The following is a 13,958-nucleotide window of genomic DNA, read 5'->3' as shown; positions in this document are numbered from 1 at the left end:
CATGAAAACACGCTGTTGAACGTTGATCAACAACTGTTGACTCGCACTCAGTAAGGCCTTACGCTCACTGCATGAGTCTTCCGGTTACAGATACCGACACTGCGGCGGCGCCCGCCCGGTACGTCGACACGATCATCATCGGCAGCGGATTCGCCGGCCTGGGGGCCGCGATCAAGCTCAGCCAGCAGGGTCGCACCGACTTCCTCGTTCTCGAACGGGGCAAGGACGTCGGCGGAACGTGGCGGGACAACACCTACCCCGGCGCGGCGTGCGACGTGCCGTCCCACCTGTACTCGTACTCGTTCGCGCTGAACCCGCACTGGACCCGCTCGTTCTCCAAGCAGCCGGAGATCCAGAAGTACATCACCTCGGTCGCGAACAAGTACGACGTCTACGGACGCCACGTCTTCGGCTGCCACGTCGAGTCCGCCCGGTGGAACAACGACACCTCGCAGTGGGACCTGGTGACCAGCACCGGCAACTACACCGCCAAGAAGCTGGTGTCCGCAGTGGGAGCCCTCGCCGAGCCCAACCTGCCGAACATCACCGGCATCGAGTCGTTTCGAGGCGAGGTCTTCCATTCCGCGCAGTGGAACCACGACGCGGACCTGACGGGCAAGCGCGTGGCCGTCATCGGCACCGGCGCCTCGGCCATCCAGATCGTGCCCGCCATCGCGAAGGACGTCGCACACCTCGACGTCTATCAGCGCACCGCTCCCTGGGTGCTGCCGCGCGCCGACCGCGAGTACACCGGCATCGAGAAGTTCGCCTTCAAGTACGTCCCCGGTTTCCAGCGGCTCGCGCGTGCCGGCATCTACGCGACCCGTGAGACGCAGGTCGTGGGCCTCACCAAGATCCCGTTGTTCATGAAGCCGCTCGAGATCGCAGCGCGTCGCCAGATCAGCAGTCAGATCACCGACCGCGCGCTGCGGGAGAAGGTCACCCCGAACTTCCGGATCGGCTGCAAGCGCATGCTCATCTCCAACGCCTACTACCCGGCCCTGGATCGTCCGAACGTCGACCTGGTGACCGACGGCATCGCCGAGATCACGGCCGACTCGATCGTCACGAAGGACGGTACCGAGCGGAAGATCGACGCGCTGATCGTCGCGACCGGATTCCACGTCACCGACTCCCCCACGTTCCAGGGCATCTACGGCAGGCACGGACGCTCGCTCGCGGACGTGTTCGACGAGGGGGGACAGCAGGGATACAAGGGCGCCGCCATCGCCGGCTTCCCCAACCTCTTCTTCCTCGTCGGCCCCAACACCGGACTCGGCCACACCTCGATGGTGTTCATGATCGAGAGCCAGTTGAACTACCTCGTCGACGCTCTGAACACGATCGACCGCCACGACCTCGGCGTCGTCGAGGTGCGTCAGGACAAGCAGGACGACTACAACCGCTACCTGCAGGAGCGACTGTCCACCAGCGTCTGGATGAACGGTGGATGCGCCAGCTGGTACCTCGACAAGCACGGGAACAACACGACGCTCTGGCCCGGATTCACCTTCGAGTTCCGTAAGATGACCCGCAACTTCGATCTGGACGCGTACACCAGTGTCCCGGCCACGGACGTCTCGCGGCCGCGGGCGGTCGCGGACACGTCGCCGGTTCCGAACGACACGCGCAACGACGACGAGAAGGTGACCAGCCGATGAGTGAATTTCGTGGACGTGTGGCGGTGGTGACCGGGGCCGGTTCCGGTATCGGACGAGCCCTGGCCCTCGAACTGGCTCGCCGCGGCGCGAAGCTGGCGCTCTCGGACGTCGACTCGATCGGCCTCGCGCAGACCGTCTCGGCCGTCGAGGCTCTCGGCGGTACGGTGCGCAGCGATCACCTCGACGTCAGCGAACGTCAGTCGGTCTGCGACTACGCCGACACGGTGAAGGCGCACTACGGAAAGATCAACCAGATCTACAACAACGCCGGTATCGCGTTCCACGGTGACGTCCTGAAGTCCGAGTTCAAGGACATCGAGAAGATCATGGACGTCGACTTCTGGGGAGTCGTCAACGGGACCAAGGCGTTCCTTCCGCACATCGTCGAGTCGGGCGACGGCCACGTCGTCAACATCTCGAGCCTGTTCGGCCTGCTGTCCATTCCGTCTCAATCGGCCTACAACGCAGCGAAGTTCGCGGTGCGCGGGTTCACCGAGTCGCTTCGCCAGGAAATGCTCATCGGCAAGCTGCCGGTCCGTGTCACCTGCGTGCATCCCGGCGGCATCAAGACCGCCATCGCGCGCAACGCCACCGTGGCCGACGGGCAGGACCAGAAATCCGTGGCCGAGCTGTTCGACAAGCGACTCGCGATCACCACACCCGACGAAGCGGCGCAGGTCATCCTGCGCGGCGTGGAGAAGAACAAGGCGCGCGTGCTGATCGGCCGGGACGCCAAGGCTCTGGACCTCCTCGCTCGCGTCACCGGATCGAAGTATCAGGACCTGGTCGTACGCGTGGCGGGCCGAGTTCTCCCGCGCCCGGCGGCCTGAGCCGGGCGATGTCGATACTGTCCCGCGTCCTACGCCCCGTCGAGTTGCCGCGTCGCGCGGTCGCGGCCGCGCTGTCGCCGTTCTACCGTGTGGCGCTCGACGGTCGGGTTCCGGTCGGCGTTCAGCGATCGTTGTTGAATGCCGTCGCCGGACTGCAACCACTTCCCGACGGGACGGTCACCCGACGCGAGCACCTCGGCGGCGTACCCGTCGAACGGGTCACCGTGGGCGCGACGGAACGACGCACCGTGGTCCTGTATCTACACGGCGGCGCCTACATGTCGGGGTCGCCGCAGACGCACCGCGCCTTCACGGCGTCCCTCGCGAAGGCAAGCGGCTCGGTGCTCGTCGTGGCGGACTATCGACTCGCCCCGGAGCACCCGTACCCCGCGGCGCTCGACGACGCCGAGGCGGTCTTCGACGCGATCGTGGCGAACGGAACGGACCCGTCCCGCATCGCGATCGCGGGCGATTCCGCCGGGGGCGGGCTCGCGGCCGCGACCGTGCGGCGCCTCGTCGATCGCGGCATCGTGCCGGCTGCGCTCGCGCTGGTGTCGCCGTGGGTCGACCCGTCCGATCAGGACTTCCCGGCCCCGCGCGACATGCTGTTGACCGACCGGTGGCTTCGGCGTTCCGCGGACCGCTACCGCGGCGCCGCCGACGCGCTCGATCCGGGCTACGCACCGGCACGGGGCTCGCTGAGCGGCTTCCCCCCGACCCTGGTGCACGTCGCGACGACCGAAATCCTCCACCCGCAGGTGATCGCCTTCGTCGAGGCCCTGCGACTCGCGGGTGTCGACGTCGGCTGCACCGAGCTGCCGCAGTTGTGGCACGTCGCGCATCTGCAGGCGACGATGATGCGCGAGGCGGCCGAGGCCACCGACGAGCTCGGCGCGTTTCTCGCGGAGCGTCTGGCCCGGTGACCGCACGAGTCCCGTAGCCGCACCAGTTACGTAGTCGCACGAGTTACGTAGTCGCACGAGTCCCGTGTCTGCGACGAACCCTGCCTACGCCCGGTCAGAGCGTCCGGGTGTCGAGCCACCGGTCCGCCGCGACCGCGGCGCTCTCCCCGGCTCGCACCCGAACCACCAGATCGGCCACGTCCGCCGTGGTCAGTTCACCGGCAAGAGTGGTCAACGCCGTCGAGTTCCTCTCGGACAGAAGCCCTTTGCGAAACAGTGGAGTCACGTTCCGCGCCGTGTACGCCTGATCGGAATCGGCCAGCGTGACCGTGTCGGCGTCGGCGTCGTCGCTCCCCACCTCGGTCGCCGGCACGACGGTCACCGTGGTCGCGTCGGGTTCGGGTGTTCCCGACGCCACGATCGTGCTCGCGAATCGGCAACCGTAGACCTCGGCGAGCGGCTCGACCGCCTCCTCCGGTGACAGCCCGGACCCGACCGCTGCGACCAGCGATCCGCAGAGCGGCGCCAGCCCTGCCATCGTGGCCTCGTCGAGGGCACTCGCGGTCGACGACGAGACCGACACGGTCTCGCGATTCTCGGCGGCCGCGTAGTCCGACACCGACAACCACTCCGGCAAGGATCGGGCCAACGCCTCGAAGACCGCGTCCGGTTCCGTCGCGCTCGACGCCGGGTCCAATTCGGCCAGCAGGTCCCCGGAGAAATCGGCGAGCAACGAGATGGATCCATCGTCGAGTCCGGTCAGAGCATCCTGCCGGTCGTCGACCTCCACGACGGAGGTCTCGGCACCGGTTCGCGCCAGCGCTCCGGAGTACAGGTAGGCGAGAACGGCCGAGACGTCGGAGTCCGTCGCGGCCACCGTGAGGGCACCCGTTCCCACCGAGTCGGGATCGGGCGCGCTCGCGCATCCGGCGACGAGGACCGCCGTCAGGGCCGCGACCACGACCCCCCTGGCCGGACGTGCACCGCCACACCGACTCCGCGTCACATCATCACTCTCGTCCGTTTGTCGTGAGCCCGGTCCGATTCGTCGGTACGTCGGGTTCGTGTCCGCCCCTATCGTTACACTCGGCCGGTGAACAAGACACGCAGCGCCACCTCGCGCCGGATCGCCGCCACCGCCGTCGTCGCGGTCGGCGCCCTCGCCCTGTCCGCCTGCGGCGGGAACTCCGATCCGCTGAGCAGTGGGGGCGGCGGCTCCACCGACCCGAACACCATCGTGGTGGGGTCCGCGAACTTCACCGAGTCCGAGATCCTGGCCAACATCTACGCAGAAGTGCTGTCCGTCAACGGGTTCGATGCCAGCACTCGCCTGTCCATCGGTAGCCGCGAGGCCTACATTCCCGCTGTCCAGGACGGCTCGATCGACATGATCCCGGACTACACCGGCAACCTGGTGCTGTACTTGGACCCGGAGTCCACGGCCACCGCACCCGCCGACGTCGACGCCGCGCTGGTCGAGGCCCTCGGCGACGATCTCGCGTCGTCCACCCCGGCCCCGGCCGAGAACAAGGACGGCGTCGTCGTCACCCGCGAGACGGCCGAGCGGTGGAACCTCACGAACATCTCGGACCTCGCTCCGTACGCGGGCGAGATCCAGTTCGGCGGCCCGCCGGAATTCGCCGAGCGTCCCGTCGGTCTCCCCGGCCTGCGTGATCTGTACGGCGTGGACATCCCCGAGGCCAACTTCGTGCCGATCGCGGACGGCGGTGGCCCCGCCACCGTCGCTGCTCTCGCGTCGGGCGACATCGACGTGGCGAACCTGTTCACCACCACGCCGGCCATCGCGGAGAACGATTTCGTGGTCCTGGGCGACCCGGACAACAACTTCCCGGCCCAGAACGTCGTTCCGGTCTTCAACCCGGCGAAGTCGACGCCCGAGCTGATCGCCGTGCTCGACGCCGTGTCGGAGAAGCTCACCACGGAGGAGCTCCTGGAACTGAACGCCGAGGTCTCCGGCGGGGCGCGCACCGAACCGGCGGCGGCCGCGCAGGCCTGGATCGCCGAACAAGGCCTGGATCAGCCGATCTCGTGATCTCCTTCGAGCGGGTCACCAAGGCATTCGCCGGTGGCACCACCGCGGTCGACTCGCTCGACCTCGAGATCGACGCCGAGTCGTTCACCGTGTTCGTCGGTCCGTCCGGCTGCGGCAAAACCACCTCGATGCGCATGATCAACCGGATGATCGAGCCGACGTCCGGGACCATCACGGTGGACGGCCGCGACATCGCCGGCGTCGATGCCGTCAAGCTGCGGCTGGGCATCGGATACGTCATCCAGAGTGCCGGCCTGCTACCCCACCGCACGGTGGTGGACAACGTGGCCACGGTCCCGGTGCTCACCGGTACGTCGCGGCGCACGGCCCGCAAGCAGGCGATGGAGGTCCTCGAACGGGTGGGGCTCGACCCCGCGCTGGCCAACCGGTACCCGGCACAGCTCTCGGGCGGTCAGCAGCAACGGGTCGGCGTCGCACGGGCGCTCGCCGCCGACCCCCCGATCCTGTTGATGGACGAACCGTTCAGTGCCGTGGACCCGGTGGTGCGCGAGGACCTGCAGACGGAGATGCTTCGGCTGCAGGCCGACCTGAAGAAGACCATCGTCTTCGTCACCCACGACATCGACGAAGCCATCAAACTCGGTGATCGGATCGCCGTGTTCGGTACGGGCGGCCGACTGCAGCAGTACGACACCCCGGAGGTGGTCCTGTCCTCCCCGGCGACGGATTTCGTCGCGTCGTTCGTCGGTCGGGATCGCGGGTACCGGGGGTTGTCCTTCCGAGGTGCCCACGACGTGCGGATCCACGAGATCCGCACCGGTACCGATCGGGATCTGGAATCGGTGCGACTGGAATCCGGCGAGTGGATTCTCGTCGTCGGGGACGACGAGCGGCCCCGCGGGTGGATGGACGTCACCGGGCTCGAGGGGTTTCGGTCCGGCCGTGATCTCACCGAGTGCACGTCCGCGGGCGGGTCGCTGTTCCCCCGCGGCGGGGATCTGCGGCAAGCGCTGGACGCGGCGATCTCGTCGCCGTCGGGAATCGGGGTCGCCATCGACGACGACGGTCGGGTGGTCGGGGGCATCGACGCCACCGAGGTGATCGCCCTCCTCGCCGAGCAGCGGCGCGCCGAGGACGAGGCCCGCGGTAGGACGTTCTTCGACGGGTCGACGCCCTGATGCGCTGGCTCATCGACAACTTCGAGATCGTCCTCGACCTCACGCGCACGCATCTCTACCTCGCGCTCGTTCCGCTCGCGGTGGGCCTGCTCGTCGCGATTCCGCTGGGAACCGCGGTGCGGTCGGTGGCCTGGTTGCGTCGACTCACTCTCGTCGTGGCCAGCGTCGCGTTCACGGTGCCCTCGCTCGCCCTGTTCGTCACCATCCCCTCCATCGTGGGCCTGCCCATCCTGGATCCGCTCAACGTGGTGATCGCTCTGTCGGTCTACTCCACCGCTCTGCTGGTTCGCGCCGTGCCGGAAGCACTCGATTCGGTGTCCCCGCACGTCGTCGACGCCGCCACGGCCGTCGGGTACGGAGCGGTGCGGCGCGCCGCGACGGTCGAACTGCCCCTGGCGCTTCCGGTCCTCGTCGCCAACATCCGCGTCGTGGCCGTCACCAACATCTCCATGGTGTCCGTGGGATCCGTGATAGGTATCGGCGGGCTCGGCGTGCTCTTCACCCAGGGGTATCAGCGCGACTTCCCCGATCAGATCCTGGCCGGCATCATCGCCATCGTCGTGTTGGCCTTGTTCTTCGACGCCGTCCTCTACTTCCTGGGCCGAGCACTCACGCCGTGGACCCGGGCGGGATCGGCCGCTGCACCCACCGAACCCCGCGTCGTTCAGGGGCACTCGGCATGAGCATCTTCACCGAAGCCTTCGACTACATCGCGACGGGTGCGAACTGGTCCGGAGCCACCGGCATCGCCACTCGTCTGATGGAACACCTCTACTACAGCCTGCTCGCGGTCCTGCTGTCCGCGGTGGTGGCGATCCCGCTGGGCCTGGCCATCGGGCACCTGCGGCGCGGCGAGGTCGCCCTGGTCGGTGCGGTGAACGCGTTGCGGTCGCTGCCCACCCTGGGCATCTTGACGTTCCTCGTCCTGCTCCTCGGACTCGGCCTGGTACCGCCGCTCATCGCGTTGGTCCTGCTGGGGATTCCCCCCATCCTGGCCGGTACCTACGCGGGTATCGCGAACGTGGACGCACCCGTGGTCGATGCCGCCCGCGCGATGGGCATGAAGGAACGGCAGGTGCTGTTCCGCGTCGAAGTTCCCAACGCCCTTCCGCTCATCGTCGGCGGCATCCGGAACTCGACGCTGCAGGTCATCGCGACCGCCACGGTGGCCGCATACGTCAACCTCGGCGGCCTCGGTCGCTACATCTTCGACGGGTTGGCGCTGTACAGCTACGACCGGGTATTGGTCGGCGCCATCCTCGTCGCGGCCCTCGCGCTGGTGGTCGACGGCCTGCTGGCCCTCGCGGTGTGGGCGTCGGCGCCGGGCACGGCCCGGTTGCGCCCCACCCCGAAGGTCCCCAGCACCCCCTGAGCCGCGGTCAGACGACCCCGTCGGCGCGTGCCGCCTCGGCGACCGCTTCCGCGACCGCCGGGGCCACCCGCGGATCGAGCGGGCTCGGAACGATCATGTCGACCCCGAGATCGTCACCCACCACCGACAGGATCGCCTGCGCCGCGGCCAGCTTCATGTTCTCGGTGATGCGACGCGCGCCCGCGTCCAGCGCCCCGCGGAACACGCCAGGGAAGGCGAGGACGTTGTTGATCTGATTGGCGTAGTCGCTTCGACCGGTCGCGACGATCGCGGCGTGCTTGCGCGCGACGGCCGGGTGGATCTCGGGGTCCGGGTTGGACAGTGCGAAGACGATGCTTCCCGACGCCATGGACTCGATCAGATCCTCCCCGATGGTCCCGGCGGACAGGCCGAGGAACACGTCGGCGCCGTTCAGTGCGTCGGCGGCGCTGCCGTCGAGCCCCCGCGGGTTCGTCCGCGAGGCGAGATCCTTCTTGACGGGGTTCAGGTCGGTGCGTCCCGGTCCCACGATGCCCTTGGAATCGAGAACCACCACGTCGCGGACCCCCGCCAACAGCAGCATGTTGGCGCATGCCACCCCGGCTGCCCCCGCTCCGGAGATGACGATCGACAGGTCGGTCACCTCCCGGCTCTGGACCTTGGCCGCACCCATCAGCGCGGCGAGCACCACGATCGCCGTGCCGTGCTGATCGTCGTGCATCACCGGGCAATCGAGCGCTTCGATCACCCGCTGCTCGATCTCGAAGCAACGCGGCGCCGAGATGTCCTCCAGGTTCACGGCACCGAAGGAAGGCCGCAGGCGAATCAGCGTCTCGACGATCTCGTCCGGATCGTTGGTATCGAGCACGATGGGGATCGAGTTCAGACCGGCGAACTTCTTGAACAGCGCCGACTTGCCTTCCATCACGGGCAGCGAGGCGCGGGGACCGATGTCGCCCAGACCCAGGACGGCGGAGCCGTCGCTGACCACGACGACCAGACGCTCGGTCCAGGTGTAGCGGGACACGAGGTCCTGGTCCGCGGCGATGGCCCGGCTGACGGCCGCCACTCCGGGGGTGTAGGCGATGGACAGATCGCGCTTGGTCTCGAGGGGGCCGGTCAGCTCGACGGAGAGCTTCCCCCCGGCGTGCGCGGCGAAGATCTCGTCCTCGGTGATGGTGGTCAGGTCGTCGGACCCGGCGACGGTCGGCCGGTCGGTGGAGGCAGGCACTGCGAACTCCTTCTCGATCCGCGAATCACGCGCGGGGAGGGACGGTCTCGCACGAGACGGCGCGCGGCGGGTCAGCCGGCGCTCGTGCGATTCGACGCTCTCGAGATTCGAGGAGACGAGAATTCGACGCAGTGGTGGCGCGACGAACTGGTGTCGTCAGTCTGCCATCGGCGTCGACACGCGTGCAAACGACCCGTCGATCGAGGTCGGATCAGTTCCACCACTGTGTCCACAGCAGGGCTCCGGCCACCACCAGGACTCCGAGCGATCCCAGGAACGACACCGCTCGGTGTCGATGATCGGCCACGGCCTGGAGGATCAACGCACCGACACAGGCCGCCACGTGCCAGGCGATGGACGCGGTTCCGGGGCCCGGGAAGCCGCGGTCCTCCCCCAGGATCGACGCCGCGATGACCAGCGCGGTCAGCACCACCAGACCGGCCGCGACACTTCCACTGAGCGCCCTCATCTGCGCTCGCGCTCCGACCCGGCCGATGCGCTGCCGGACAGTACCGGGACGCCGGTGGCGCGCTGGACGAGTTTCTCGTACTGGTCCGGCGCGGTGGTACGCAGTGCGATGGGCGTCGTCTTGTTGCTGCCGTGGTAGTCGGACGACCCGGTCACGATCAGGTCGTATCGAGCCGCGATGTCTCTCAGGAACCCGGCGTCCTCCGGCGTGTGATCGGGGTGGTCGACTTCCAACCCGTGCAACAGCGACGACCGGGCGAGTTCGTGGATGTGGTCCTCGTGGAGCAATCGACCCCGGGTGCGCGCGCGGGCGTGCGCGATCACGGACACCCCACCGGCGTCGGCGATCATGCGGACGGCATCGGCCAGCTCGGTGTCCTCCTTGTCTCGGTAGAACCGGCCGCCCGTCTTCAGCAGGTCGGCGAAGGCCTCGTCGACGCTGCCGACGACCCCCGCCTCCACCAGTGCCCGAGCGAGGTGTGGGCGACCCGCGGCCGGACCGGCGGCCGCGAGGATCGCGTCCGGGTCGAGCCGGTAGCCGGCGGCCTGCATCAGCTCCATCATCGACCGCAGCCGGACGGTGCGCTCGTCGCGTAGACGTCTGCGCTCCGCCGCGAAGCGCTCGTTGCCGGGGTCGAAGAGGTATGCCAGCAGGTGCACCGTGACCGGCTCGCCGTCCTCACCTCGCCCTCGGCACGACATCTCCATGCCGCGGACCAGATCCGGCGACAACGGCACGGTCGCGAGCGCAGCCGCCGCCGCGTCCCATCCGGACGTCGTGTCGTGATCGGTGAGCGCGACGACGTCGAGTCCGGCGGAGGCAGCGGTCGCGATCAACTCGGCCGGGGACTCGGTTCCGTCCGATGCCGTCGAATGGGTGTGGAGGTCGATACGCACATCGCCGAGTCTTTCAGATGCCGACCTCCCCCGGCTCCTACAGTCGGGCCGCGGCTCGATTCGGATCGAGCACGTCGATCCCCGCCTCGGCCCAGGCGTCGCGCAGTGCGTCCGCCCCGCGCAGGCGAACCCAGGCGGCCTCGGTGCTGGTGATGGGAACGATGTCGAAGAAGTGAACCGGATCGTACGGCTCGTCGAGCACCAGTTCGGGGACGGTCCGGCCCTCGGTCACCAGTACCGCGGTGAACGGGGCGCCGTTCCACAACGGCTCCCCCAGATCGATCAACGCGTCGGGAACGAAGACGACGCCCTCGACCGCCGGTGACGCCGCGAGGATGGCGAAGGCCGTCTTGACCGTCGTCACCGTCGGATCGCGGGTGCGCAGTCCGAGGACCAGTTCTGCCCGCGGACCGCGGTGGGGGTCGGCCACCATCGCACCCGGATCGGTCATCGGGTGACGGGAGCATCCGACCGAGGCGAACCTGATCACGCCCGCGTCGTCGGGCCGAAAGCGCAGGATGTCCATCGGCTCGAGTCCGAGGAACGTCACGGACGCCGTGCCGGGGTTGTCGTCGCCGAGTTCGGCACGCAGGTGTGCCCGTACTCGCTGGACCACGTCGTCGCTCACACGGTCCATCCAACCATCGCCTACCGGTACGGTCGCGGGTGTGGTGAAGGTACTGACCGTGTCGGACGAGGTCGTCGAGGGCCTGTGGAGCGGGCGCGACAAGCCGTTCGACGCCGACGTCGTTCTCGGCGCCGGCGACCTGCCGTTCGACTACCTCGAACACCTGTCCGACGTGTTCGACGCGCCGTGCGTCTTCGTCCCCGGAAATCACGACGCCGATCTGACCGGCTATTCGGCGGGACGCGCCGGGTGGATGCGTGCCGGTCTCCCGAGCTCGTGGCCCGGTCCGGACGGCGCGATCAACGCCGACGGCCGAGTGGTGACGGTCGCCGGTCTGCGGATCGCGGGGCTGGGCGGCTCGATCAAGTACCGCGACGGACCCAACCAGTGGACCGAACGGCAGCAGAAGCGCCGAGCGGCGCGGGTCGTGCGCACGCACCGGTGGCATCCCGCCCTTCGCCGAAGCCCGAACGGCGGCTCCGGTCGCACCATCGACGTGCTCCTGACCCACAGTCCGCCCTTCGGCGTCGGGGACGGCGACGACGCACCGCACCGCGGTTTCCGGTGTCTCGATCCGCTCACCGAGGCCCTGCGGCCCCAACTGCTCGTCCACGGCCACATCCATCCGCACGGTAGAGTTCCGGCCGATCTGGAGTTGCACGGCGCCACCGTGCTGAACACGGTCGGCTACGCCCTGCTCGACATCACCCCGGGTGGCGCCACGGCCCCCATCATCGGAAGACGACGCCATGGTTCGTGACACCGGCTTTCCCGCTGCGGACGCGCAGAACGACTTCAGTCGGCAACGGCGACGCGCCGACGTCGCACGTCTCGTCGGGTGGCTCCGTCGCCAACCCGACGACATCAACACCATCCTGCCGTTCGACGAGGTGGTGGCCGCCCTCGGCAAGCTTCGCGAGCGTCGAGTGGGGCTCGAGGTCATCCGGGTCGACTCCATCGTCGGCAGCGTGGACCGCACCCGCGACTTCGATCGGTATTTCCGGCCCACCTCGACCCGCACCCGTGAGCGGTGGCAGCGCCTGGCCACCGCCTGGCGACGCGGCGAGTCCATGCCGCCCATCGAGGTGTACCGGGTGGGGCAGATGCATTTCGTGATCGACGGTCACCACCGGGTGTCCATCGCCTGCGCGATGCACTCGACCCTCATCGAGGCCCACGTGACGGAGATCGTCACCCGCATCTCGCCCGACGGCATCGCCACCAAGGGCGATCTGCTGGTCAAGGACCACCGCCGCATCTTCCTGTCGCGGGTTCCGCTCACCGGCAAGGCCCGCGACGCCATCGAGTTCGCCGACCCGTGGCAGTTCGCCGAACTCAGCGATGCGGTCGAGGCGTGGGGCTTTCGCCTCATGCAGGAGCGGGGCGAGTTCGTCGATCGCAACACGGTGGCCCGGCGCTGGTTCGGCGAGGAGTTCCTGCCCGTCGTGCGCATGGTGCGGTCCGTCGGCGGGATGCTGACCCGCCACACCGACGCCGAGGCCTACCTGTGGGTCGCGCGCGAGCGGTACCGCCTCGTGCGCAGCCACATCTGGAACGATCAGATCATCGCGCAACTGAAAGAAGCGGCGCCGGACTGAGTCCGGGCGCCGCTTCCGTCGGTGTACGTCGAGCTACAGCGTGAGGTTCGCGCCGGATTCCGCGTCGAACACCTGAACGCGCTTCGGGTCGAACCACAGGTCGATGGACTCACCGACGCGCGCGGCAGACTCTGCGGACAGTCGAGCCACCATCTGACCGCCGGAGTCGGTGCCGGAGTCGGCGGCGAGTTCGTCGAGCTCCTTCGACTTCACCTTCGGACCGTCGCCGGTGAAGTAGACGAACTTGTCCGAGCCCATCGACTCGAGCACGTCGACCCGAGCGGAGAAGGTCGTTCCGGAGATGCGCTGGTACGACTCCATGAGGGCCGCGTCGTCGAAGTGCTCGGGACGAATGCCCACGACCACGTCGCGTCCGGCATTGTGTCCCGAGATCTTCTGCCGTGCCTCGTTTTCCAGCGAGATCTCACCGAGTGCGGTGGTCACCCCGGCCTCGGACAGTCGACCCGGCATGAAGTTCATGGAGGGCGACCCGATGAATCCCGCCACGAACAGGTTGCGCGGACGGTCGTAGAGCTCCTGCGGGGCGCCGATCTGCTGCACGAGCCCACCGCGCAGCACCACGACGCGATCGCCGAGAGTCATGGCCTCGGTCTGATCGTGCGTGACGTAGACCATCGTGGTCTCGAGGCGACGCTGCAACTGCGCGATCTCGGTCCGCATCTGCACACGCAGCTTCGCGTCCAGGTTCGACAGCGGCTCGTCCATGAGGAAGGCCTTCGGGCTGCGCACGATCGCGCGCCCCATCGCCACGCGCTGACGCTGACCACCGGACAGGTTGGACGGCTTCCGGTCGAGGTGCTGCGTGAGGTCGAGGATGCTCGCGGCGTTGTCGACCTTCTTCGCGATGTCCTCCTTGCTCATCTTCGCCAGCGTCAACGGGAACGCGATGTTGTCGCGCACCGTCATGTGCGGGTAGAGGGCGTAGGACTGGAACACCATGGCGATGTCGCGATCCTTGGGCGCCTTCTCGTTGACCCGCTCGCCGGCGATGCGGAGCTCACCGCTCGAGATGTCCTCGAGCCCGGCGATCATGTTGAGCGTGGTGGACTTTCCGCACCCCGAGGGTCCGACGAGAATGATGAATTCTCCGTCGGCGATCTCGATGTCGACGTCACTGACGGCAACGGCTCCGTCCGGGTACAGCTTGGTCACTTTGTCGAGAACGATTTCGGCCATTGA

The 13,958-nt window shown here is 68.2% G+C and carries 15 protein-coding genes; 9 read left to right on the top strand and 6 right to left on the bottom strand.

Annotated elements, in window-relative coordinates; translation table 11 throughout:
- The first annotated feature begins 71 nt into the window (after window positions 1–71).
- The 3 genes from ACY466_RS08605 to ACY466_RS08595 are packed head-to-tail and all read left to right on the top strand — an operon-like array spanning window position 72 to window position 3,414.
- Entirely contained in the window at window positions 72–1,661 is a 1,590-nt protein-coding gene (locus ACY466_RS08605; RefSeq protein ID WP_463251652.1) for a flavin-containing monooxygenase, read from the top strand.
- Window positions 1,658–2,491, top strand: a complete 834-nt coding sequence (locus tag ACY466_RS08600) for an SDR family NAD(P)-dependent oxidoreductase (protein WP_463251650.1) — start codon at window positions 1,658–1,660, stop codon at window positions 2,489–2,491. The genes ACY466_RS08605 and ACY466_RS08600 overlap by 4 nt, the downstream gene beginning before the upstream one ends.
- Window positions 2,492–2,499: 8 nt before the next feature.
- Window positions 2,500–3,414 carry an alpha/beta hydrolase gene (locus tag ACY466_RS08595; RefSeq protein WP_463251648.1) on the top strand — a complete coding sequence of 305 codons (915 nt, stop codon included), beginning with the start codon at window positions 2,500–2,502 and terminating at the stop codon, window positions 3,412–3,414.
- A 94-nt stretch (window positions 3,415–3,508) separates the two neighbouring features.
- On the opposite strand, the gene ACY466_RS08590 is transcribed toward ACY466_RS08595, so the two are convergent.
- On the bottom strand, window positions 3,509–4,354 hold the full coding sequence (locus tag ACY466_RS08590) for a glycine betaine ABC transporter substrate-binding protein (protein ID WP_463251646.1): 846 nt from the start codon (window positions 4,352–4,354) through the stop codon (window positions 3,509–3,511).
- A gap of 165 nt (window positions 4,355–4,519) precedes the next feature.
- Between ACY466_RS08590 and ACY466_RS08585 the strand changes: the two genes are divergently transcribed.
- The 4 genes from ACY466_RS08585 to ACY466_RS08570 are packed head-to-tail and all read left to right on the top strand — an operon-like array spanning window position 4,520 to window position 7,957.
- Window positions 4,520–5,446 (top strand): ABC transporter substrate-binding protein, encoded by a 927-nt coding sequence (locus ACY466_RS08585; RefSeq protein WP_463252185.1) that lies wholly within the window; start codon window positions 4,520–4,522, stop codon window positions 5,444–5,446.
- Complete coding sequence (locus ACY466_RS08580; RefSeq protein WP_463251644.1) at window positions 5,443–6,585, top strand: ABC transporter ATP-binding protein; 1,143 nt, start codon at window positions 5,443–5,445, stop codon at window positions 6,583–6,585. Before ACY466_RS08585 ends, ACY466_RS08580 begins: the two co-directional genes overlap by 4 nt.
- Complete coding sequence (locus ACY466_RS08575; RefSeq protein WP_463251642.1) at window positions 6,585–7,268, top strand: ABC transporter permease; 684 nt, start codon at window positions 6,585–6,587, stop codon at window positions 7,266–7,268. The genes ACY466_RS08580 and ACY466_RS08575 overlap by 1 nt, the downstream gene beginning before the upstream one ends.
- Window positions 7,265–7,957 carry an ABC transporter permease gene (locus ACY466_RS08570; protein WP_463251640.1) on the top strand — a complete coding sequence of 231 codons (693 nt, stop codon included), beginning with the start codon at window positions 7,265–7,267 and terminating at the stop codon, window positions 7,955–7,957. Before ACY466_RS08575 ends, ACY466_RS08570 begins: the two co-directional genes overlap by 4 nt.
- Before the next feature lie 7 nt (window positions 7,958–7,964).
- Here the strand turns inward: ACY466_RS08570 and ACY466_RS08565 are convergent, their stop codons facing one another.
- The 4 genes from ACY466_RS08565 to ACY466_RS08550 all read right to left on the bottom strand — a co-directional run bounded on the left by ACY466_RS08565 (window position 7,965) and on the right by ACY466_RS08550 (window position 11,160).
- A complete protein-coding gene (locus tag ACY466_RS08565; protein WP_463252184.1) occupies window positions 7,965–9,113 on the bottom strand; it encodes an NAD(P)-dependent malic enzyme in 1,149 nt (382 codons plus the stop codon).
- 265 nt (window positions 9,114–9,378) lie between these two features.
- A complete protein-coding gene (locus tag ACY466_RS08560) occupies window positions 9,379–9,636 on the bottom strand; it encodes a hypothetical protein (protein ID WP_463251638.1) in 258 nt (85 codons plus the stop codon).
- The gene (locus ACY466_RS08555) at window positions 9,633–10,532 is read right to left on the bottom strand and encodes a PHP domain-containing protein (RefSeq protein ID WP_463251636.1); all 900 of its coding nucleotides are present in this window, start codon (window positions 10,530–10,532) and stop codon (window positions 9,633–9,635) included. The genes ACY466_RS08560 and ACY466_RS08555 overlap by 4 nt, the downstream gene beginning before the upstream one ends.
- 37 nt (window positions 10,533–10,569) lie before the next feature.
- Window positions 10,570–11,160, bottom strand: a complete 591-nt coding sequence (locus tag ACY466_RS08550; protein ID WP_463251634.1) for a suppressor of fused domain protein — start codon at window positions 11,158–11,160, stop codon at window positions 10,570–10,572.
- Between the two features lie 40 nt (window positions 11,161–11,200).
- Between ACY466_RS08550 and ACY466_RS08545 the strand changes: the two genes are divergently transcribed.
- Together ACY466_RS08545 and ACY466_RS08540 are read left to right on the top strand one after the other, a co-directional pair.
- A complete protein-coding gene (locus tag ACY466_RS08545) occupies window positions 11,201–11,920 on the top strand; it encodes a metallophosphoesterase family protein (protein WP_463251632.1) in 720 nt (239 codons plus the stop codon).
- Complete coding sequence (locus ACY466_RS08540; protein WP_463251630.1) at window positions 11,910–12,758, top strand: chromosome partitioning protein ParB; 849 nt, start codon at window positions 11,910–11,912, stop codon at window positions 12,756–12,758. Before ACY466_RS08545 ends, ACY466_RS08540 begins: the two co-directional genes overlap by 11 nt.
- Window positions 12,759–12,791: 33 nt before the next feature.
- Here the strand turns inward: ACY466_RS08540 and ACY466_RS08535 are convergent, their stop codons facing one another.
- Complete coding sequence (locus ACY466_RS08535) at window positions 12,792–13,955, bottom strand: ABC transporter ATP-binding protein (RefSeq protein WP_463251628.1); 1,164 nt, start codon at window positions 13,953–13,955, stop codon at window positions 12,792–12,794.
- Between the last annotated feature and the right edge of the window lie 3 nt (window positions 13,956–13,958).

Source organism: Rhodococcus sp. K11/5, from assembly GCF_055193735.1.
Note: the sequence above shows the minus strand (reverse complement) of the source record. Positions and strands in the feature narration are given on the sequence as shown.

Coding starts and splice junctions, on each gene's coding strand:
- ACY466_RS08575 (WP_463251642.1), top strand. CDS start 6,585: ATGCGCTGGCTCATCGACAACTTCGAGATCGTCCTCGACCTCACGCGC.
- ACY466_RS08600 (WP_463251650.1), top strand. CDS start 1,658: ATGAGTGAATTTCGTGGACGTGTGGCGGTGGTGACCGGGGCCGGTTCC.
- ACY466_RS08560 (WP_463251638.1), bottom strand. CDS start 9,636: ATGAGGGCGCTCAGTGGAAGTGTCGCGGCCGGTCTGGTGGTGCTGACC.
- ACY466_RS08595 (WP_463251648.1), top strand. CDS start 2,500: ATGTCGATACTGTCCCGCGTCCTACGCCCCGTCGAGTTGCCGCGTCGC.
- ACY466_RS08535 (WP_463251628.1), bottom strand. CDS start 13,955: ATGGCCGAAATCGTTCTCGACAAAGTGACCAAGCTGTACCCGGACGGA.
- ACY466_RS08540 (WP_463251630.1), top strand. CDS start 11,910: ATGGTTCGTGACACCGGCTTTCCCGCTGCGGACGCGCAGAACGACTTC.
- ACY466_RS08605 (WP_463251652.1), top strand. CDS start 72: ATGAGTCTTCCGGTTACAGATACCGACACTGCGGCGGCGCCCGCCCGG.
- ACY466_RS08570 (WP_463251640.1), top strand. CDS start 7,265: ATGAGCATCTTCACCGAAGCCTTCGACTACATCGCGACGGGTGCGAAC.